This window comes from Streptomyces sp. NPDC023573 (genome assembly GCF_055559735.1).
The window spans coordinates 286,455-305,708 of sequence record NZ_JBVHKB010000006.1 but is presented as its reverse complement, the minus strand read 5'-3'; the positions used below and the strand labels follow the sequence as shown (position 1 = coordinate 305,708).

Annotated in this window: 16 protein-coding genes and 1 pseudogene; 1 reads left to right on the top strand and 16 read right to left on the bottom strand. The window is 72.2% G+C overall.

Features of this window, described 5'->3' with window-relative positions:
- Positions 1-160: 160 nt before the first annotated feature.
- A complete protein-coding gene (locus tag ACZ32T_RS21420; RefSeq protein ID WP_467368358.1) occupies positions 161-361 on the bottom strand; it encodes a hypothetical protein in 201 nt (66 codons plus the stop codon).
- A gap of 48 nt (positions 362-409) precedes the next feature.
- Between ACZ32T_RS21420 and ACZ32T_RS21415 the strand changes: the two genes are divergently transcribed.
- Entirely contained in the window at positions 410-787 is a 378-nt protein-coding gene (locus tag ACZ32T_RS21415) for a hypothetical protein (protein ID WP_467269372.1), read from the top strand.
- A 162-nt stretch (positions 788-949) separates the two neighbouring features.
- Here ACZ32T_RS21415 and ACZ32T_RS21410 read toward each other — a convergent pair.
- The 15 genes and pseudogenes from ACZ32T_RS21410 to ACZ32T_RS21340 all read right to left on the bottom strand — a co-directional run.
- A pseudogene (locus tag ACZ32T_RS21410) lies at positions 950-1,141 on the bottom strand (discoidin domain-containing protein); the annotation flags it as partial.
- 234 nt (positions 1,142-1,375) lie between these two features.
- Positions 1,376-2,506 carry a DUF1996 domain-containing protein gene (locus ACZ32T_RS21405; RefSeq protein ID WP_467368357.1) on the bottom strand — a complete coding sequence of 377 codons (1,131 nt, stop codon included), beginning with the start codon at positions 2,504-2,506 and terminating at the stop codon, positions 1,376-1,378.
- Between the two features lie 594 nt (positions 2,507-3,100).
- A complete protein-coding gene (locus tag ACZ32T_RS21400; protein ID WP_467368556.1) occupies positions 3,101-4,234 on the bottom strand; it encodes a S1 family peptidase in 1,134 nt (377 codons plus the stop codon).
- Positions 4,235-4,409: 175 nt separating this feature from the next.
- A complete protein-coding gene (locus ACZ32T_RS21395; protein ID WP_467368355.1) occupies positions 4,410-5,924 on the bottom strand; it encodes a carboxylesterase/lipase family protein in 1,515 nt (504 codons plus the stop codon).
- 194 nt (positions 5,925-6,118) lie between these two features.
- On the bottom strand, positions 6,119-7,618 hold the full coding sequence (locus ACZ32T_RS21390) for a UDP-N-acetylmuramoyl-L-alanyl-D-glutamate--2,6-diaminopimelate ligase (protein WP_467368352.1): 1,500 nt from the start codon (positions 7,616-7,618) through the stop codon (positions 6,119-6,121).
- A 328-nt stretch (positions 7,619-7,946) separates the two neighbouring features.
- The gene (locus tag ACZ32T_RS21385; RefSeq protein WP_467368350.1) at positions 7,947-9,494 is read right to left on the bottom strand and encodes an ABC transporter ATP-binding protein; all 1,548 of its coding nucleotides are present in this window, start codon (positions 9,492-9,494) and stop codon (positions 7,947-7,949) included.
- Positions 9,491-10,300, bottom strand: a complete 810-nt coding sequence (locus ACZ32T_RS21380; protein ID WP_467368348.1) for an ABC transporter permease — start codon at positions 10,298-10,300, stop codon at positions 9,491-9,493. The genes ACZ32T_RS21385 and ACZ32T_RS21380 overlap by 4 nt, the downstream gene beginning before the upstream one ends.
- Positions 10,297-11,250, bottom strand: coding sequence for an ABC transporter permease (locus ACZ32T_RS21375; RefSeq protein ID WP_467269360.1), 954 nt, complete (start codon positions 11,248-11,250; stop codon positions 10,297-10,299). The genes ACZ32T_RS21380 and ACZ32T_RS21375 overlap by 4 nt, the downstream gene beginning before the upstream one ends.
- Complete coding sequence (locus ACZ32T_RS21370; protein ID WP_467269358.1) at positions 11,247-12,839, bottom strand: ABC transporter substrate-binding protein; 1,593 nt, start codon at positions 12,837-12,839, stop codon at positions 11,247-11,249. The genes ACZ32T_RS21375 and ACZ32T_RS21370 overlap by 4 nt, the downstream gene beginning before the upstream one ends.
- Positions 12,836-13,675: a class I SAM-dependent methyltransferase gene (locus ACZ32T_RS21365; RefSeq protein WP_467269356.1), complete on the bottom strand. Its 840-nt coding sequence runs from the start codon at positions 13,673-13,675 to the stop codon at positions 12,836-12,838. The genes ACZ32T_RS21370 and ACZ32T_RS21365 overlap by 4 nt, the downstream gene beginning before the upstream one ends.
- Entirely contained in the window at positions 13,672-14,946 is a 1,275-nt protein-coding gene (locus tag ACZ32T_RS21360; protein ID WP_467269354.1) for an MFS transporter, read from the bottom strand. The genes ACZ32T_RS21365 and ACZ32T_RS21360 overlap by 4 nt, the downstream gene beginning before the upstream one ends.
- Complete coding sequence (locus tag ACZ32T_RS21355) at positions 14,943-16,010, bottom strand: enolase C-terminal domain-like protein (protein ID WP_467269352.1); 1,068 nt, start codon at positions 16,008-16,010, stop codon at positions 14,943-14,945. Before ACZ32T_RS21355 ends, ACZ32T_RS21360 begins: the two co-directional genes overlap by 4 nt.
- Positions 16,007-17,092: a PLP-dependent cysteine synthase family protein gene (locus ACZ32T_RS21350; RefSeq protein WP_467368345.1), complete on the bottom strand. Its 1,086-nt coding sequence runs from the start codon at positions 17,090-17,092 to the stop codon at positions 16,007-16,009. The genes ACZ32T_RS21355 and ACZ32T_RS21350 overlap by 4 nt, the downstream gene beginning before the upstream one ends.
- The gene (locus ACZ32T_RS21345) at positions 17,089-17,955 is read right to left on the bottom strand and encodes a Rossmann-like domain-containing protein (protein ID WP_467269348.1); all 867 of its coding nucleotides are present in this window, start codon (positions 17,953-17,955) and stop codon (positions 17,089-17,091) included. The genes ACZ32T_RS21350 and ACZ32T_RS21345 overlap by 4 nt, the downstream gene beginning before the upstream one ends.
- Complete coding sequence (locus ACZ32T_RS21340; protein WP_467368343.1) at positions 17,952-19,208, bottom strand: ATP-grasp domain-containing protein; 1,257 nt, start codon at positions 19,206-19,208, stop codon at positions 17,952-17,954. The genes ACZ32T_RS21345 and ACZ32T_RS21340 overlap by 4 nt, the downstream gene beginning before the upstream one ends.
- Positions 19,209-19,254: the final 46 nt, after the last annotated feature.

Below are 19,254 nucleotides of genomic sequence, written 5' to 3'. Positions count from 1 at the left end.
GAGTCATAGGTGAGGGGAAGTTCAGCGGTCATGGTGTGATCTCCGGGCGCCCCGCCGGCCGGGGCGCCCGCACCGTCTGCGGCGGCATGGGACCGCCGCCCGGAGGTTCAACTCACGGGCGGACTCTACCGCCAGGCCCGCCGGGCGGGGTCCGGCGCGGTCAGCCCGCCGCCGTCCGGTGGCCCGGGGCCGGGGTGGTGCCCCGGAGGGGCTGGGGAGTGGGACGGGTGCCGCCGCGTGCCAGGAAGTCGGACAGGGCCGCGAGAGCGGTCTCGTCGTCGGCGCCCGGGGGCGGCGGTCCGCCCGCCTCCTGCCGGTGCTCCCACCTGCCGGTGTCCGGGGCGCGGGCCGTCCGGCACACCGCCGGAGGGCGATCGGACGTGAGAGGTCAGGCGCATATGCTCACCGTATGGAGCAGAGCGAAGTCCTCAAGCGAGTGATCGGCATCCTCACGGAGGCGGGCGAGATGCAGCGCCACGCCGAGGAGGAGACGGGCGGCGACCCCGCCGCGGGCGAGAGCATGGTGACCACCCTTCTCAACGAGACCATGCCGCACATCGCCATCCCCTCCGACGCCACCGTCGAGGAGATGGCCGTCCTGGTGGGACGCGAGGTCGGCGGCGCCGTCGAGCAGCTGGTCGGGGCGTTCACGCTGGCCTTCATCGCGCTCGCCCAGATCCACGACTCCGGGCAGGAGAACGTGACCTCTGCCGACGTACTGCAGGACCTGGCTCTGCGGGCCGAGGAACTGAGCTCGGGCGACGAGGGCCCGGAGGAGTCCCCCTGACGGTGGGGGCGTGCGACGGGGCCGGTGCGGCGGAGTGCGTGCCGTCCAGTACGCCGGACCGCTCCCCGGTGACGGTCCGGCGCCGGTCGGGGCCCGCGCCTGCGGACTCCCCCGCCGCGCCGACGGCGGGGAGTGGGACGGTGCGGTGGTCCCTGCGGGCGCTCAGCTCCGGTAGACACCGAACATGTGGAGCGAGTAGCCCCAAGGGGTGCCGCGCACGGTGGTGTTCACCCGTACGTAGCGCGCTTGGCCCGTGACGTCGATGTCGTCGGTACCGCCGTTGCCCTCCGTGACGGTGTGGACCGTGGTCCAGTACTGGCCGTCGTCCGAGGTCTGGAGGGTGTGATCACGGGCGGTGTGTCGTCGCCCGGGGTGCGGTCGGCGTCGACGACGCGGCTCCTCTTGGTGATGTCGTTGACGAACGTCGTGTACGCCTCGCGCTGCCGTCGTGCGTCTGCGGCGGCGGGCCGAAAAAATAAGTACGTGACAGTTTCATCGGGGTGACAGCTCCTCATGGGGAGAGCCGAGTTGGTGGGGAGAGCTCTCTCCCTCGTGGGCGCGGTGCGCCCCGAGGGAGAGACGGGGAGGTCAGGGCAGTTCGTAGTTCTCGTCCAGAGCGGCCCCCTCACCGGGGTTGTTCTGGTCGTAGCCCCGGGCGTCGCACTGCAGGCCGCCCACGATGCAGTGGCCGACCATGGCGTCCAGGGTCGCTTCGTCCCAGGCGTTGAAGAAGTCGTAATGGAAGGAGTGCCCCGTGCCGCTGGCCAGTCTCACCTGCGACATGTCGCCGTTGACCGGCCAGGCCATCTTGAACTCGATCATCGGCACGGCGACCGGGTGACTGGCCGGGCAGACGTCCTGGTTGGCGCCCATCACGATCGGGTAGGCCATGTGGGCCTGGTGGTCCGGGGTGTCCAGATTCTTGCCGTCCCAACAACTGGGCGCCTGCATACGGAGGTTGAGCTGCGTGTCCTGGCTGGTCGGGCACGTGGCCGGGAACTCGTAGTTGTGGTAGCTCTCACCGCACTCGTACCCCTCGACCATGCCCGGGTGGTCACGGAACTGCTCGGCGGTCTGCGTCGGGCTGCCGACGACGAAGCGCAGCCCCTCGGGGAAGGGCCGCACGGTCCGGTAGTCGGTGACGCCCGCCTTGTAGTAGATGGTCTGCGGACCGACCGGGCGGACCTCCCGGTCCCCGTTGTAGAGGGTCGGCATCCAGTACGCGGACAGGTCACCGGGTGCTTTGCAGGCCGTGCCGCCCGCGCCGAGCGAGGCGGTGGTGCTGTTCTCGTCCGTGGTGTCGTTCCCCATGAACGTGTGGTTGTGGGACTTGCCGGTCCGGCCGGGGTAGACGATCGGGTCGACCGATCCGGTGTGACTGACCGAGCAGTTCGCCTGGAACTCGTGGAAGTACCGGTGAGGCGGGATCTCGGTGGACGGCTCCACCCCGGTGACCGGCGGGTTCGCCGGGATGTATCCGTCGCCGTCGGGGTCGTCCCCCGAGGGGACGGGGTCGGCGGCCGCCATGACGTGGCCCTGCGTGTGCCGCGTCCCCTGCATGACGTGTGCCGCCGCGGCCGGCTCACCGGCGGCCTTCGGGGCTACCCCGTCCGCCGGTGCACCGCTGCGGATCGCCGTGAGACTCATGACGACCAGGGCCACTGCGGTGGCGACGACGAGCGCGGACACCAAGGTGATTCTGCTGATTCCTTCGGCCATGCGGACCTCCATGCCGCTCTGCGTCCGCGCACACCGGGTGCGCGGTGGGGGAGAGTGGAGCTGGATGGTGCGTCGTACGGAACGTTCTACGGAGACTTCGGGAGAGCGCTCTCCCAAACGCTGTCAGTGTTACGTCGCGGCTGAGAACATGTCAAGAGTTCGTGAACGGAAGTCACCGCGGGGGGAGTTCGGAGCGGTCGCCGTCGGGCGGCAGCGCTTGAGCGCACCATGCCCCAGGGGATCGTTCAACTGCGGCACGAGCCGGCTCGGGTCCGCCTCGATCCGTGCGTCGCGCGGTCCGCCGCCGCCGCGGCGCCGCGTACGGCGGCTTCGTCAGCGGCCGCCCGACCCGCCGGAGCGGTGACTTCACCCGCGCGGGGAAGGAGGCCCTGCGAGTGCAGGCAGCGCCGCGAAGGGGGCCCGCGCGCCCGGCACGATCCGGACCGGGGCCGGTCTGACAATTGGCGTCGCGCGGCAGAGGGGAAGCGTCCGACAGGCCCTTGGCCCCATGGGTCCGCTGCGGCAGGGAGCCACCCTGCTGCCGCAGCAGACCGGTCACGTCCCGCCGGGCCGTGGGCCCGGCGGGCTTCACCGTCAGGCCGTGTGGAGCGTCAGCCCGTAGCGGTTGAGGATCTCGTTGACGGGCTGGTACCAGGTCTCACCGCCGCTGCTGCAGTTGCCCCAGCCGCCCGAGGTGACACCCTGCGCCTGGTCTCCACTGATGAACGAGCCACCCGAGTCGCCGCCTTCGGCGCAGACGCTGGTCTTGGTCATCTGACGGACGGCGCCCTGGCTGTAGTTGACGGTCTCGTTCTTGGCGAGGACGTTGCCGCAGTGCCAGTGGGTGGTGGACCCGGAGCGGCAGATGGACGCTCCGATCGGGGCCTCGTTGGAGCCGCGGACCAGCTGGTCGGACACGGTGCCCCAGCCCAGGACCACGGGCACGGTCCACCAGCCGCTGCCCACGTTCACCCAGGCGTAGTCGTTGTCGGGGAAGGACGAGCCCTGGAACGAGCCGATGGCGGAGTTGTCCCAGCCCCGGACCGCTCCGCCCGTCTGCCCGCAGTGGCCTGCCGTGACGAAGCCGCCGTGCACCGAGAAGCCTATGGAACAACGGACGTTTCCGGTGTAGTACGGGTCGCCGCCGACCGTGCCCGCCGCGAAGGTCTGCGGGGCCTCGGCGGTCTGCTTCACCGTGACGGGGCCCGCCTTGCGCGCCTTCGCGACGAACGCCCGGACATCGTTGTCACCCTGTTCGGAGGCGACGACACTCACCACCACGCTGTTCGCCCGGGGATCGACGTGCCAACTGCTCACGCCGCTGGGTGCGGACAGCGCGTCCAGCTTGTCCTTGACCGCGTCGAGTTCGCGCGCCGTGTGACCGACCACCCGGACCTCGGCGCCGGTCGCCCGCACGGCACCGGCCTTGTGGCTGTCCGTGACGGCGACCGTCAGCCGGCCGCTGCCCGCGTCGAACCAGGAGCCGCCGAACGACGTCCCGGCCGCCTTCCGCGCCGTTCCTTGCAGGGCTGTGGCCGCCTTCTCCGCGGTGAGCCGCGCCTCTGCCTGACTCTTCGTCAGCCCGAGGTCGCGCTGCATGGCCGTGATGATCCCGGCCGACGCCTGAGGTTCGGCGGAGGAACCGGAGTCCGCCGCGGAGGCCTGTGTCAGGCCGGCGGTCGCCCAGGTGCCGATGATGAGCAGTGCGGAGAGACCGGTCCGCACCATCGTCGTATGTCTCAAGGGAATGCCCCTTCTGTTGTTCCAGCATCGTGGGGGTGGAACAGAAGCATCCGAGAGCCGTCTGAGAGCGCTCTCAGAGTACCGCTACGGACTGTAGTCCAGTTCGACGGTCAGGTCCATGCCAATGACGTCGCCCGAACGGGCCGGCCGCTCCGGAAGGTCAGGGCATCAGCAGCGGGAGGCCGGAGGCACGCCACGGTGCACGGAACGCGTCCCACCGGCCTGCCGGAGCGTCGTCCGCGGAGGTGTCCCAGATCCGTACGGGTCCGCCCTCTGCCGTGAGCGGTGCCCAGCCGGGGTCGCCGGTGGCCGCGAACTCCGCCCAGGCGCGCGTCATGCGCGAGGAGAGTGCGTGGTCGGCTGCCCCCGGAGGCCCCCCGGTGAGGAAGTGGACGTGTGCGTCGTCCACGGTGCCGAAGGCGAAGGGGATGTCCGCACAGTGCCACGCCCTGACCGGCCTCCCCCGCCCGTCGCGCTGCCGGACGAAGCGCGAGAGCCGGCTCCGCCCGCCTCCCCGCGTGTGGGCCTCGGCCAGTTCGCAGCTGTACTCACCGAACAGCAGATCCCCGTACACGGCCAGATAGGTGTCGTGCACGGATGCCTCCGGCCTGAGCTCGCGATAGCCGTTCAGCACCGCCGACGGGACACCGAAGTCCCGTGCGAAAACTGCGAGTTGTCGCTCCTCGGTGACCTTCGCGCAACTGCCCACCGCGTCCAGCAGCCAGTATTCCTCCGCGGTGTGACAGACCAGCAGTCCGATCTCCCGGCCGGCGCCGCGGGCGAATGCGGTGAGGGGGTCGAGCGGCAGGGTGGCGCTCCCGGCCACGGGTCCGTAGATCGCGGGGTCGTAGTGCCGCGCTCCGGATCCGGGGTCGCGCCGGTACCGGTCGGTCACCCGGTCGGTGGCATCGACCAGCACCTTCGGGGAGGCGGACACCAGCCCTCCGTACGTGGCGGGGACACCGGCCGCGGCGGCGACCTCCGCCGTGGTGCGGGCCGCGGATTCCGGGGAGGCGCAGGCGTTCACGGCGCTGTGCGCGACGGCGCGGTGGAACAGGCCGCGCGCCCCGTCCATCACCATCAGGCAGGCGACCGAGGTCGCTCCGGAGGACTGTCCGGCCACGGTGACTCGGCCGGGGTCGCCGCCGAACGAGGCGATGTTCTCCTGCACCCATCGCAGAGCGGCTATCTGGTCGAGGAGACCCCGGTTGTCAGGACAGGGTTCCTCGCCCTCGGCGGGCGGGACATGACCGAAACCCTCGAATCCCAGCCGGTAGTTGAGGGTGACGACCACGAGTCCAAGACCCGCCAGGACCGTCCCGTCGAAGTCCGGCTGGGCGGAGGAGCCGAAGGCGTAGGCGCCGCCGTGGATCCAGACGAGCACGGGGAGCGTGTCGCCGCTGCCGCCGGAGGTCCAGACGTTGAGGCTGAGGATGTCCTCGTCCCCCGGTAACCACGCCGGCGATCCGGGCAGCTCGGCGGACTGCGGGGCGACGGGGCCGAACCCGGCGCAGTCCCGGATGCCGTCCCAGGGGGCGGCGGGACGGGGAGCTCGGAACCTGCCGGCGCCGAACGGGGGCGCGGCGTAAGGGATTCCGCGCAGTACGACGACCTCCGGATCACGGTCGGCCCTTCGTCCGGCGACCACTCCGGCCTTCGTCCTGAACTCATCCATCGCTGCTCCCCGTTCCGCCCCGGTCGGGGCCCGGTGTCAGCCTCGCACCGGACGGGCGTTCCGGGCCAACACCTCTACGTCGTCGATCCACACGTCCGCGATGTGAATCAGCCGGGCGGTCCACGGTCTGTCGGTACCAGCCTCCGGGAGGTCCGCTTCGACGGCGGCGGGTGGGGGCACGACTGCGCGCCGGCCTACCGCAGGACGGGCTGGGCCCGTACGGCCGGAATGTCCGCGAGTTCCCGCACGGTGGCCATGTCGCTGAAGGGCAGCAGTCGGTCACCGACGATCTGGTAGGGCTCGCTGCCCTTGCCCGCGATCAGGACGATGTCACCGGGTCCGGCTGCCGCGAGTGCGTAGGCGATGGCCCGGCGGCGGTCCGCGAGGCGTTCGTACGGGGTGCCGGTGGACTCGATGCCGGGGGCGACCTGGTCCAGGATGGCCTCGGGGTCCTCGTCGCGCGGGTTGTCGGAGGTGAGCACGCACAGGTCGGAGTACGTACCGGCGATCGCGCCCATCTCGGCTCGCTTGGTGGTGTCCCTGTCTCCGCCGCAGCCGAAGACGGTGACGACCTTGGACGGGGCGAAGCCGCGGATGGTGCCGAGCACCTTGTTCAGCGAGTCCGGGGAGTGGGCGTAGTCCACGATCACCGAGGTGCCGCCGGCGGTCGTGACACGTTCGAAGCGGCCCGGGATCTGCGGCATCCGTTCGAGCGCGGAGACGAGTCCGGCGAGGTCGTGCCCCAGGCTGTGGCAGGCCGCCACCGTGGCCAGCGCGTTGGAGACGGAGAACCTGCCGGGCGCGGGGATCGCGGCCGGGTACTTACGGCCGTCGTGATGCAGCGTGAAGCGGGTGCCCGAGGCGTCGACGACCAGATCGGTGGCCCGGTAGTCCGCCTCGGTGTCGAGGGCGTAGGTGCTCACCGCGCCCGGCATCATCGTCCCGATCCGGGCTCCCACGGGGTCGTCCGCGTTGACGACGGCGTGCCGGCACAACCCCTGGAAGAGCCGGAGCTTGGCGTCCCGGTAGTTCTCCATCGTGCCGTGGTCGTCCAGGTGGTCCTGGCTGAGGTTGGTGAAGACCCCCACGTCGAGGAACGTGCGGTCGACCCGGTGGGTCAGCAGGCCCATGGACGTGGCCTCCAGCACGACGGTTCCGGCACCGCGGTCACGCATGCACCCCAGCAGGTACTGCAGATCGGGAGACTCGGGGGTGGAGAGCACCGACCGGGGCATCGGGATCACCTCGTCACCGATGCGGCTGCCGGCCGTGCCGATGACCCCGGCGCTCGCCCCCTCGGAGATCCGCAGCACGGACTCGACCATGTACGAGACGGACGTCTTGCCGTTGGTGCCGGTGATCGCCACCATGTCCATCCCGCGCCCCGGCTCGCCGTAGTAGCGGGAGGCGGCGACCGCCGCCGCGGCCCGGGTGTCCGGCACACGCACGACGCAGGCGTCCTCCGCCGCCGGCAGTACGCAGTCCTCCTCCACCACGACCGCCACCGCGCCCCGGGCAAGGGCGGGGGCCACCGCTCCGGGGCCGCCCTCCAGATGCCCCGGCACCGCGATGAAGAGCGATCCCGGCGCCACCCGGTCCACGTCGAATGCCGTTCCCGCGGTGATGCGCGTCCGCTCCGGGTCGCCCTGGAGGATGTGTTGGGTCTGTCCGGCCAGCAGCTCGCTCAGCTTCAAGGTGGTCCCTTCGAGGGGTGGCAAGAGCCGTGGTGCGGCCGTCGCCGGAGCGCCGCTACGGCGGTGCGCCGAAGCTGCGGTGGTGAAGTGGAGCGCGTACGAGGTGGAGACGTGGCGCGTGAGGCGCGGACACGGTGAGGAGGCGGGACGGGCGGTGACAACCGCTGAAGGTCGCTAGCCGTGTCCGTGCAGGGCGAGGCGGTAGCTCGCGGGCACACCGGGAGCGGCCTTGTGCAGGCACTTCCACGTGACGCCGGTCCGACCCATGGGCCGAGTGTACGTCCCGGACAGGTGGCCCCGGTTCCGCTTCCGGGGGACCTCTTCCGTTTCAGGAGCGCGGGGCGGTCCCCCGCCGCCGCGAGGCATCGAGCAGTGAGAGCGTGAACGGATGCCGGGGAGCGGTCAGTATCCGGTCCCGGGGGCCCTCCTCGACCACTTCTCCGCCGTCCAGCACCGCCACGCGGGTGGCCGGGGCCGCGGTGTCGAGGTCATGGGTGATCAGCACGACGCTCGGACCGTCCTGGCGGCGGACCGCCGTGGCGAGCAGGTCCAGCAGGGATCTCCGTGCCACCGGGTCCAGCCCCGAAGTGATCTCGTCGCAGACGAGCACCCTGGGCCGCGCGAGGAGGGCTCTGGCGAGGGCCGCACGCTGGAGCTCGCCGCCGGAGAGCCGGGCCGGCAGCCTGCCCGCGAGGCCCTCGTCCAGTCCGAGATCAGTCAGCACACGCCGGGCCTCCGCCACCGCTTCCCGGGGCCCGGCACCGCGCAGTCGCACAGCCGTACGGGCCACCTGGTCCAGGACCGGCCGGTGTTCGTCGAAGGCGGCCCGGGCGTCCTGGAAGACGTACTGCACGGCGGCGAGCTGCTCGCGGCTGCGGTCCCGCAGGCTGCGCGGCAGCGCGGTGCCGTCGAGCAGGATCTGCCCCGTGTGGTCGCGGTGGAGCCCTGCGAGACAGCGGCCGAGAGTGGTCTTCCCGCTGCCCGAGCGTCCCACGACGGCGAGGCATTCGCCGCTGCGGAGCGAGAGCCGCTCCACGCTCAGCACGGGGACGCGGGCGCCGCCGGCGCGGTGGCGGGCGGTGAGTCCGCTGACGCTCAGCAGCTCCGCGCCGGTGCGCCCGGGGTCCGCGTACGGCAGGGTCCTCGGTTCGGCGAGGAGCTCCTTGGTCCACGGATGCGTGGGGACGTCCAGGATCCGGTGGGCCGTGCCCTGTTCCACCACTCGGCCGGCGCGCATCACCAGTACCTCGTCGGCCAGTTCGCGTACGACGTCGAGGTCGTGGCTGAGCAGCAGAACGGCGATGCCGCGGGCCGTCACCGCCGCGAGCTGGTCGACGATGCGGCGCTTGGTCAGGGCGTCCTGCCCGGTGGTGGGCTCGTCCGCGACGATGACGCGGGCGCCGAGGAGCAGCGCCTGCGCCAGGACGACGCGCTGCTGCTGGCCGCCGGAGAGCTGGTGCGGATAGCGGCTCAGCACCTCGTCGCCGCCGTCGAGCTGGGCCTCGGCGACTGCTCGGGTGACGCGCTGTCGTGCCGCGGCGCGGCGCTGCGGCCGGGGCAGGTCCCGCACCTGCCGAAGTGCCATGTCGTCCAGGAGGACGCCGGTGCGGCGGGCCGGGTTGAGGACTGCCGCGGGGTGCTGGGGGACGTAGCCGATCCGGGCGCCGTGCACGGCCACCTCGCCCGTCACCCGCGCGCCCGCCGGGTACTCGCCGAGCAGGGCGAGACCGGTCGTGGTCTTGCCGCTGCCGGACGCGCCGACCAGGGCGGTGACGGTGCCTTGCCTGATCCGGAGCGAGAGCCGGTCGACGAGGGTCCGCCCGTCGACCTCGACGGTCAGCCCGGTGACGGAGGCGATCACGGGGTTCTCGTTCATGGGCGGCGGCCCTTCCGGGGCGGGGTGCGGTTCTCCATGGCGGCGTCGACGAGCAGGTTGCTGCCCATGGTGAGTGCGACGATGAGCAGGGCGGGCACGACGACCGCCCAGGGCTGGATGAGCAGTCCGGTCCGGTTGCGGTCGACCATCACGGCCCAGTCGGCGGCGTCCGGGGCGACCCCGATACCGAGGAAGGCGGCGGTGGCGACCAGGTAGAGCACGCCGGTCAGCCGGATTCCTGCGTCGGTGGCCAGGGTGCGCAGGATGGACCGCCCGACGTATCCGACGGCGAGGCGCCACCAGCTCTCCCCCTGCATGCGCAGTGCCTCGACGGCGGTCCGGGCCGCCGCCTCGGCGGCGGCGGCCCGGACGATCCGGGTGGTGTCCGGGATGGAGACGAAGGCGACCAGCAGCGCGAGTCCCGCCGCGCCGGGTGGGAAGACGGCGGCGACCAGCAGGATCATGAGCAGCGAGGGAACGGCGAGCAGCACGTCCAGCGGACGCATCAGCGTTTCCTCCAGCCACCGCCGGTGGGTGAGCGCGCTGATCAGACCGACCGGCAGGGCGACGAGGTAGGCGAGGACCGTGGCCGCCAGTGCGACGAGGACCACGGGCCGTCCGCCGAGCAGCACCTGGTGCACGACGTCCCGGCCGACGAAGTCCGTGCCCAGGAGATGGCCGCCGCCGAGGGTAAAGGAGGCGGCGCGGGCGGAGGGTTCTCCTACGAGGAACGGGCCGGCCAGGGCGAGGCCGAGCGGGACCGCGGCGACGGCCGCCCCGGGTCCGTATCTGCCGAGCCATTTCACGCCGCCACCCCCGAGCGGGGTGCGAGCCGGTGGGTGACGAGGTCGGCGCCGAGGTTGAGCACGACGGTGGCGAGACCGAAGACCACCGCGAGTCCCTGCACGACGGGGATGTCACGGTCGGCCACGGCGTTCATGAGGACGGTGCCGAGTCCGGGGATCACGTAGAGGGCCTCCACGACGATGACGCCGCACAGCAGCCAGTCGATGGTGCGGGCGAGTTGCTGCGTGGCGGGGGCCAGGGCGTTGGGCAGGGCGTGCCCGTAACGGATGCGTGCACCGGAGATCCCGTACCGCTCGGCATGGGCGGTGTACGGGGCGGCGAGCGCCTCGATCATGCCGGCCCTGACCAGACGGGCCAGCGAGCAGACCGGCCGGGCGAGCAGGACGAGGACGGGCAGGACGAGCACGGAAGGATGTGCGAGCAGCCCGGTGCCGTAGCCGACGGCGGTCGGCGGGAACCAGCCGAGACGCAGGGCGAAGACGCTCACCAGCAGGATTCCGAGGGCGAATTCGGGCACCGCGTAGACCCCGAGGGTCGCGGAGCTGATCAGCCGGTCGGTGAGCCGCCCTTCGTGGCGGGCGGCGAGGACACCGAGACCGACCCCCACCGGGACGAGGAGCAGGACGGCGACGGTGGCGAGGAGCAGGGTGGGGCCGAAGCCGTCCGCCAGGAATCCGGCGACGGGCCGTCCGGAGGTGAGCGAGGTGCCGAAGTCACCGTGGAGCAGCCCCACGACCCACTCCGCCAGCCGTTCGTGTGCGGGCCGGTCGAGCCCCATCGCCTCGCGTACCGCCGCGATCCGCTGCGGGTCGGGCTGGTCCCCGGCGAAGGCCACCGCCGCGTCGCCCGGCAGCGCCTCGGTGAGCGCGAAGACCAGCAGCACGACGGCGGCGGTCTGCAGGGCGCCGAGGAGCAGCCGCCGGGCGATCCAGGAACGGAGTCCGTTCACGCCAGCCAGACCTTGTCGAAGCGTGCCCAGTCCAGGGTGTTGGCGGGTGCCTCACGCGCGACACCGCGCAGGGAGCGTGAGGTGCCGAGGATCCAGTCGCCGAAGCCCCAGACGAGGAAGCCTCCTTCGGCGTGCAGTTGTCGCTGCATCCGTCCGTAGAGGGCCGCCCGGGCCGTCCTGTCCTTGGTGGACTGAGCCTGTTGGTAGAGCGCGTCGAAGCTCTTGTCCTGCCACCTGGTGGCGTTGGTGGTGGAGTCGGTGAGCAGCCGCTGGGAAATGTGGGACTCGATGGGCATGGCTCCGGACCGGTAGCAGCACAGGGTGCCGGAGTCGAGGATGTCCTTCCAGTAGGAGTCCTTGCTCCCCATCCGTACGTCGACGGTGACTCCGGCGCGTGCCGCCTGGTCCCGGAAGATCCCGGCGGCCTCGGTGAAGCCGGCGGCTACGGCGGAGGTGTCGAGTGTGACCTTCAGGTCCTGCGCTCCGGCCTGCTTGAGCAGGCTGCGGGCCCGGCCGATGTCCTGTTCGCGCTGGGGTAGTTCGTCCGCGTAGTACTCGTATCCCTTGCCGAAGAGGTCGTTGCCCTTCTCGCCCGCCCCGGACAGGGCGCCGTTCACCAGTTCCTCCCGGTCGGCGATGAGGAAGAACGCCTCGCGGACCCGGGGGTCGTCGAAGGGCGGGCGGTCGGTCTTCATGGCGAACGCCTGCATGGCGCTGTTCCGGAGCCGGACGATCTCGACGGCGCCGGCCTTCTCGTGGGCACGGCCGGTGGCGGGGTTGAGCTCGTGGGCGTATTCGACCTGACCGCCGAGGAGGGCGTTGACGCGGGCGGACTCCTCGTTGGCGACGACGAATTCGAGCTCGTCGAGGTGGGGGGCGCCCTCCCAGTGGGTGTCGTTGCGCCGCAGGACGGTGGACCGGCCGGGGGCGAAGGAGACGAACCGGAAGGGCCCGGTGCCGATGGGCTCGCGGTCGAATCCGGTGGCGCCGTCCTGCACGATGAAGGTGCCGAAGGCTGCCATCACGTTGGGGAATTCGGCCGTCGGCCGCTTGAGCACGAATTCGACGGTCCGCTCCCCCGTGGCGCGGCTCGCCTTCAGGTCGATGGGCTCCAGGGACGCGCGGGCGCGGTACGCCTTCGCCGGGTCTGCGATGCGGCGGTAGCTGTAGAGGACGTCGGCGGCCGTCAGGGGTTTCCCGTCGTGGAATTCCGCCTCCCTCAGGGTGATGGTCCAGCGGTCGAGGCCGGCGTTCGGTTCCCATGTCTCGGCCAGCCGTGGGACCGCGGCCAGGTCGGCGCCGTAGTCGGCGAGCTTGTCGAAGAGGGCCTTGCCGCGGGCCGCGTCGGCGAAGAGGTTGCCCAGGTGCGGGTCGAGGGTTTCGCTCGCGCCGCCCCCGGCGAAGGCGGCTCGCACCCGCCCGCCGCGCCGGGGGGTGCCGTCGCCCTTGCCGGAACCGGCCTCGGTGGCGGCTGGCGCGGAGCATCCGGCGAGCGCGAGCGCGCCGAGCCCCGCGGCTCCCCCTGCGGCGAGGAAGCCGCGCCTGCGCAGGCCGGGGAAGGGTTCGTGTCTGTCGGTTGATGCGGTCATGGCTGGTCTCCCGTTGCTGGATGTGCTGGCTTGCCGCTGGGCGCCGGTGCCCGTTTCCGCGCGACGACGTGGAGCCGGTCGCCGTCGGCCGCTGTACCGGGGACGGCCCCCGGCTGCCAGGCCGGTTCGGTGCGTGGCCCGGGGCCGTCGTGCAGGGCGAGCACGTCGAAGCCGTGGGCGGTGAGGAAGTGGCGCAGTTCCTGGGGCAGGAGCAGCCGCCACGCGGAGTGCTCCTCGACGGGTGGGCCGCCGTCGTCGGTGGTCCAGACGCGTGTGCGCCGCAGGAGCTGGGCGGCGCGGTCGACGCGCAGTGCGGTGGTCGAGCGGTAGGTCGTGCCGTGCCATGTGAAGCGGGAGACGGCGGGCGCGGCGGGGGGTGCGTCCCGGCCGAGGAAGTACGCGCCGTTGCGCATCTCACCGATCAGCAGCCCGCCGGGCGCCAGGGTGCGCCGACAGGAGTCCAGGAAGCCGTCGAGCTGCTCGTTGGTGTGGCAGTAGAGCAGCGAACTGTCCAGGCACACCACGGCGTCGAAGACCCGCTGACCGAAATCGAACCGGCTGAGATCGGCCTGTACGTACTCCGGGCCCGGGTGGTGGACGCGGGCGTGGGCGAGCATGGTGCGGGAGAGGTCGGCGCCGGTGACCCGCCGTCCGGCGCGGTGGAGGACGGCGGCGTCCCGGCCGGTCCCGCAGCCCAGGTCCAGGACGGTCGGCCCGGCTCCGTGGCGTCGCAGGAGGTGCTCCGCCCAGCGCCCGGCGAGGTGTTCGGGGTCCGGGAATCTGGCCTCGTACAGCTCGGGGCGGTCGGTGAGCAGATTCCCCGTACGGTGCTTCATGCCGTCACCGACACAGGCGCGGGCCGCGTCCCCGGCAGGGTGCCCTTGCGGTGCAGATAGGTCACGCCGGCCGCGGAGGCGAGCCCGGCCGCGAGGCAGCAGGCCCAGGGGAGCAGCTCGGCCGGGCTGTTGTCCCCGCCCCGCCGGGCGGCGTCCATCGTCCAGCCGACCGCCGCGTTGCCGACGGCCGCCGCGATGCCGGAGACCGCGTAGAAGATGCCGAAGTACGTTCCGGTCAGCGCCTGCCGGCCGAAGCCCGGGATCAGCTCCATGACGAAGGGCTGCGCGGTCATGACGCCGAGGTGGAGCAGGAGGGCGCCGGTCAGCACGGGCAGGGCGCGCAGGGTGGCGTCCAGAGCACCGTCCGGCGGTGTCTCCGTGCCCGCGACGAGCATCGGCGGCACGAAGGCGAGTCCCATCAGCACCATACCGGTGGCGATCCAGCGTCCTCTGGTCCCCCGGTTCTTGAGCGCGCGGGTGATCCGCAGCTGGAAGGCGATGCCCGCGACCGTCCCCACGAGGAAGACGAGGCCGGCGGCCCCGTCCCAGCCGGTGGCCTGCCGGGCGCCGGCCGGAAGCAGCAGATAGAGCTGGTTCTCCAGGGTGAACATGCCGACCATCACCAGTGCGAAGGCGAGGAAGGGGCGGTTGCCGACGGCTTCACGCCAGTCGGAGGTGACGCTGCCCGTGGCCGGCGGCACGTCCCGGGCGGGGAGCACCAGGGCCTGGGCGACGGTGAGCAGGGCGAAGATTCCGGCGGCGGTCAGGGCGGACGCCCGGAAGTCCACCAGCAGCAGGGCGCTGCCCAGGAGCGGTCCGATGAGGGCACCGGTCGTGGCGAAGACGTTGAACAGGGCGAATGCCTCGGCTCTGCGCTCCCCCGCCTCCTGCGCGAGGTAGGTGCGGACGGCGGGGTTGAACAGGGCGCCGGCAACTCCGCTGAGTACGGAGGCGGCGAGCAGCACGGGCAGTCCGTCACCGAGCGCGAAGAGGGCGAAGCCCGCGGTGCGTATCGCGCATCCGGCGATGATGACGCCTCGGGCTCCGAGCCGGTCGGCGGCGGATCCGCCTATGAGGAAGAGGCCTTGCTGGCTCAGGTTGCGTACGCCGAGGACGATGCCGACGACGGCCGCCGACATGCCCAGGTCGTCGCCGAGGTGGGTGGCCAGGTAGGGGATGAGGAGGTAGAAGCCGGTGTTGACGCCGAGCTGATTGACCAGCAGCAGTCGGATGGCGAGCGGGAATGCGCGGATCTCGCGCACGGTCTTCATGAGGCGGTTCTCCAGGTCGCTGCTCCGGCGCGGGGCCGTACGCCGAGCCCGGGGTGCCCGTTGGCGGCGACGAAGCCGTCCTCGCCGCCGATTCCGGTCCATGGGTCGTGGGCGAGCAGGAGGTGGCCGTCGAGGTCGGTCCAGCGGGCCCGGTCGGCGATGTGGACGGCGGGGGCGATGCCCAGGGTGCTGGCGGTCAGGCAGCCCAGCATCAGGTCTGTGCCACTGCCCTCGATCAGGGCGGCGATGCGGAGTGCGGCGTGGACGCCGCCGCATTTGGCGAGTTTGACGTTGATGCCCTGGACACGTCCGGCGAGCCGCCGCGCGTCCTCGTAGGTGACCGCGTCCTCGTCGGCGATGACGGGTACGGGCGAGCGGGCGGCGAGCCGCGCGAGGGCCTCCGGGTCGCCGGGGGTGAGGGGCTGTTCCACGGCTTCGACGCCGAGATCGGCGAACCGGGGCAGAAGCTTGCGTGCCTGTCCCGCCGACCAGGCGCCGTTGGGGTCGAGGAGCAGCCGGGCGGTGGGTGCGGCGGCGCGGACGGCGCGTACCCGGTCCAGATCGGATTCCTCGTCCGGGTCGCCAGCCTTGATCTTGATGACGGAGAATCCTGCTTCGGTCAGCCCGCGGGCCTGGGCGGCTGCCCGCCCCGGGGTGGTGAGGGAGATGGTGCGGGCCGTGGCGGCCCTCGGTGCGGCGGGAGAGCCGAGGAAGCGGTGGACGGCGGTGGCGGTGCGCTTGCCGACCAGGTCGAGGAGCGCGGCCTCGGTGGCGGCGGTCACGGCGGCCGGGGTGCCGGGTGGGGAGAGCTCGCCGACACGCAGGGCGTGCAGCGCGGTCTCCGGTCCGGCGAAGCGGGTGAGCCGTTCCCCGGTTCGGGCGGCGAGGCGTTGCAGGGCAGGCGTGTCGAGGCCGTAGAAGACGCTGGTGACGGCCTCTCCGTGGCCGCTGAGCCCTTCGTGCTCGATGGTGAGGCGCACGGCGTCGCGGGCGGCCATGGTCGAGCGCGAGATGCGCAGCGGCTCGGCGAGGACGAGCCGCACGGTGTGCTGGGTGAGTTTCACGGCTGCCTCTCCGGTCGTTCCGCCAGCGGATCGGTGACGGTGGTGCACCTGGACCAGCCCCCGGTCTGCGGGGCGCGCGGGTGCGGGACGTCGACGGGGGATCCGGCCGCGCGGGCGGGATCCAGTTGGTGGGCGGTCATGAAGTCGTCGTCGTAGACGGTGGAGAGGTAGCGGTGGGGTCCGTCGGGGAAGACGGTGGCGACGGCGGCCCCGGGGTGGGTGCGGGCCGCCCACGCGGCGACGCGGGCCACGGCGCCGGTGCTCCAGCCGCCGCTGACGAAGTTGCCCCGGGCGAGGCGCCGGCAGGCGTCGGCCGCTTCGGCCGGACCGATCCAGTGGACCTCGTCGAAGGCGTCGTAGGCGACGTTGCGCGGGTGGATGCTGCTGCCGAGACCGCGCATCAGCCGGGGCGCGGCGGCCTGGCCGAAGATGGTGGATCCGGTGGAGTCGACGGCGACGATGCGCAGGCCGGGCCAGTGTCTGCGCAGCGGTCCGGCGATCCCGGCGCTGTGGCCCCCGGTGCCGACGCTGCAGACGAGGATGTCGAGGCGGTCCAGCTGGGTGGCGAGTTCGGCCGCGAGCGAGGCGTAACCCGCGGTGTTGTCGGGGTTGTTGTACTGGTCGGGCCAGTAGGCGCCGGGCAGCCGGCCGAGCAGGTCGTGCAGTCGCTCCAGGCGTGCGCCCTGCCAGCCGCCGTGCACGGCGGGGCGGTCGACGATTTCGAGGCGTGCGCCGTACGTGCGGAGCAACTGTCGCATGGAGGGTTCGAGTTCGCTGTCGCCGACGAGCACGACGGGGTGCCCGAGGGCCTGCCCGGCGAAGGCGAGTCCTATGCCGAGTGTGCCGGAGGTCGATTCCACGACCGGTGCGCCGGGCAGCAGTTGGCCGCGCTCCTCGGCACCCAGGAGCATGGAGACGGCGGCCCGTGCCTTCATCCCGCCGACGGCGTGTCCTTCGAGCTTGGCCCAGAAGCCGGGGTGGGGCAGGGGCAGTCCGGTGGTGATCCTGGCCAGCGGGGTGCGGCCGAGGAGGGAGAGGAGCTCGCGGTTGGGCGCGAGGGCGGGCAGGGATGCCGTGGTCACGAGGTGCCTCCGTCGTCCGCGCGGTAGCGGCGGGTGGTGCCGGGCCCGCCGTAGCGGTGGATGGTGCCCGGCCCGCCGTCGAGCCAGAAGAAGGGATACGGTTCCGCGCACACGGCGCTCACTCCGTCATCCAGGAAACGGGGCAGGACCGCGCTTCCGGTCTGCGCGAACATGACCAGTGGCTTGCCGTGCTCCTGGCAGCTCCGGCGCAGCGGGTCGAAGGTTCCGTTGCCGAGCGTCATGCCGGAGGCCAGCACCGCGTCGCAGTGGCCGATCTCCCCGAGGGCGTCCGGCGTGATGGGCTGACCCCACTCGGTGGTGCCGCCCTTCAAGTCACAGGGGATTCCGGCGAGGCCGCGCGAACGCAGCTCGGCGAGGAGGGAGTTGACGACGCCGACGACGAGCACGGTGGAGCCGGGCTCCAGGTCGAGCAGGTCGATCACGGCGGCGGCCCGCGCCTGCGAGCGCTCCAGCGAGCTTCCGCCGGGGATGGTCACCGGCTGCGCCCCGTGGAACGGCGTGTGCGGCATGACGTCCATCAGGTAGGCGTCGAGTGCCGCGACGCGTACGGGCAGCAGCGGGTGGGTGAGGAGCGCGGCCACTTCCGCTCCGGCACATTCCTCGACGGTTCCGGCGGGAAGCGCCCCGGGCTCGACCGCGCACGACCCGACGGCGCGGCCGAGCCGGAGGCTGAGGACCTCGTTGCGGTATCCGCCCCGCCGCCCGTCGTGCCGTACGGCCTGGGACGTCGTGAAGGCGACGGCGGTACGGCGGGTCAGGGGGGCCGGGCCGAGTTCACCGTGGAGCGCCCGCTGGAGGAGGGTGCCCAGGCTCGGTGCCTGGGGGGTCGGTGTCGTCGTCATGAGCGCACCAGCCGGGGGCGCACGTCGGCGAGCAGCGCCTCGACGCGGGCCCGCGCGCCGAGCCCGCGGGCGTCTCCGGCCATGATGTGCCCGAGGTACGCGTTGTTGCTGTCCGCCTCCTCGACCGTGCGGCCCGCCTCGGCGATCTGGACCTCCAGGACTCCGTCGGCGTCCCGCACACCCTCGGCGCCCTCCACGGATGCGAGGGTGCCGGCGCTTCGGGGGACGAGGAAGCCGATGGCCGCGCTGCGCAGGCCCGTGTCACGGCGGCGGAGGTCGGGTTCCCGGCCGAGCGCCACATCGACGCAGGCTGCGGCGAGGTCGATCCCGGTCACGTGGCGGACCAGCTCGGTGATGCGGTTGCCCGCCGGGCGGGGGTTGACCTCCACGACCCGGGGGCCGTCGGCCGTCAGCTTGATCTCGGTGTGCGCCACGACGTCGTCGAGCCCCAGTGCCGCCCCGGCGCTCACCGCGGTGCCGGTCGCGGCGGCCAGGTCGTCCGGCTCCAGGGCGGCCGGGAACATGTGACCGGTCTCGACGAAGGCCGGGGCCCCGCCGATACTCTTGTCCGTCACACCGACGACGTGCGCGACGCCGCGGAAGGTCACGGTCTCGACGCTCACTTCGGGGCCGTGGAGAAACTCCTCGAGCAGGACGTGGGGTGCGCGCCACTGTCCCCTGGCGTTGCGCGGGAAGCCCGCCAGTGCGTGGCAGGCCGCGGTCAGTTGTTCCGCGTCGTCGACCCTGCGTACGAACATGCCCGCGCAGAGGTCCACCGGCTTGACCACCAGCGGATAGCCGATGTCCCGGGCGGCCCCGGCGGCCTCCGCCGCGTCCGCGCACACCGCGAAGCGGGGTCCGGGGACGCCGGCGGCGGCCAGGACACGACGGGTGGCGTCCTTGCGGCAGGCGTTCTTCACGGCTTCGGCCGAGGGGCCCGGCAGACCCAGCAGGGCGGCGATTCTTGCGGCTGTCGGCAGATAGTAGTCACAGGACGTGATCACCCCGTCGAAGCTCAGGGCGCTGTGCAGCCGCTCGACCTGGGAAAGCAGCGTGTCGACGTCGTTGGTGGGTGCGGTGATGACATTGCGGGCGGTGAGCAGTGGGTGCCCCGCCCCTTCCGGTGCGGCGCGGAGGTAGTGGTGCAGATCGCGGGTGAGAAAGGTGAAGTGGTGACCGCCCTCCCCCAGGGCCCGCGGCAGCAGTCTGCTCATCGATCCGACCCAGCTCTCGACAACCAACAGATGAGCCACGAGCTCCCCCTTCTCACAGTGCCGTCGGTGTTATGGGCAGGCATGG

What these genes read in the sequence shown, in the direction of transcription:
- ACZ32T_RS21400 (WP_467368556.1), bottom strand. Translation starts at nt 4,234, where the DNA reads ATGGTGCGGACCGGTCTCTCCGCACTGCTCATCATCGGCACCTGGGCG.
- ACZ32T_RS21370 (WP_467269358.1), bottom strand. Translation starts at nt 12,839, where the DNA reads ATGACCGCATCAACCGACAGACACGAACCCTTCCCCGGCCTGCGCAGG.
- ACZ32T_RS21365 (WP_467269356.1), bottom strand. Translation starts at nt 13,675, where the DNA reads ATGAAGCACCGTACGGGGAATCTGCTCACCGACCGCCCCGAGCTGTAC.
- ACZ32T_RS21405 (WP_467368357.1), bottom strand. Translation starts at nt 2,506, where the DNA reads ATGGCCGAAGGAATCAGCAGAATCACCTTGGTGTCCGCGCTCGTCGTC.
- ACZ32T_RS21345 (WP_467269348.1), bottom strand. Translation starts at nt 17,955, where the DNA reads ATGACGACGACACCGACCCCCCAGGCACCGAGCCTGGGCACCCTCCTC.
- ACZ32T_RS21360 (WP_467269354.1), bottom strand. Translation starts at nt 14,946, where the DNA reads ATGAAGACCGTGCGCGAGATCCGCGCATTCCCGCTCGCCATCCGACTG.
- ACZ32T_RS21395 (WP_467368355.1), bottom strand. Translation starts at nt 5,924, where the DNA reads ATGGATGAGTTCAGGACGAAGGCCGGAGTGGTCGCCGGACGAAGGGCC.
- ACZ32T_RS21415 (WP_467269372.1), top strand. Translation starts at nt 410, where the DNA reads ATGGAGCAGAGCGAAGTCCTCAAGCGAGTGATCGGCATCCTCACGGAG.
- ACZ32T_RS21385 (WP_467368350.1), bottom strand. Translation starts at nt 9,494, where the DNA reads ATGAACGAGAACCCCGTGATCGCCTCCGTCACCGGGCTGACCGTCGAG.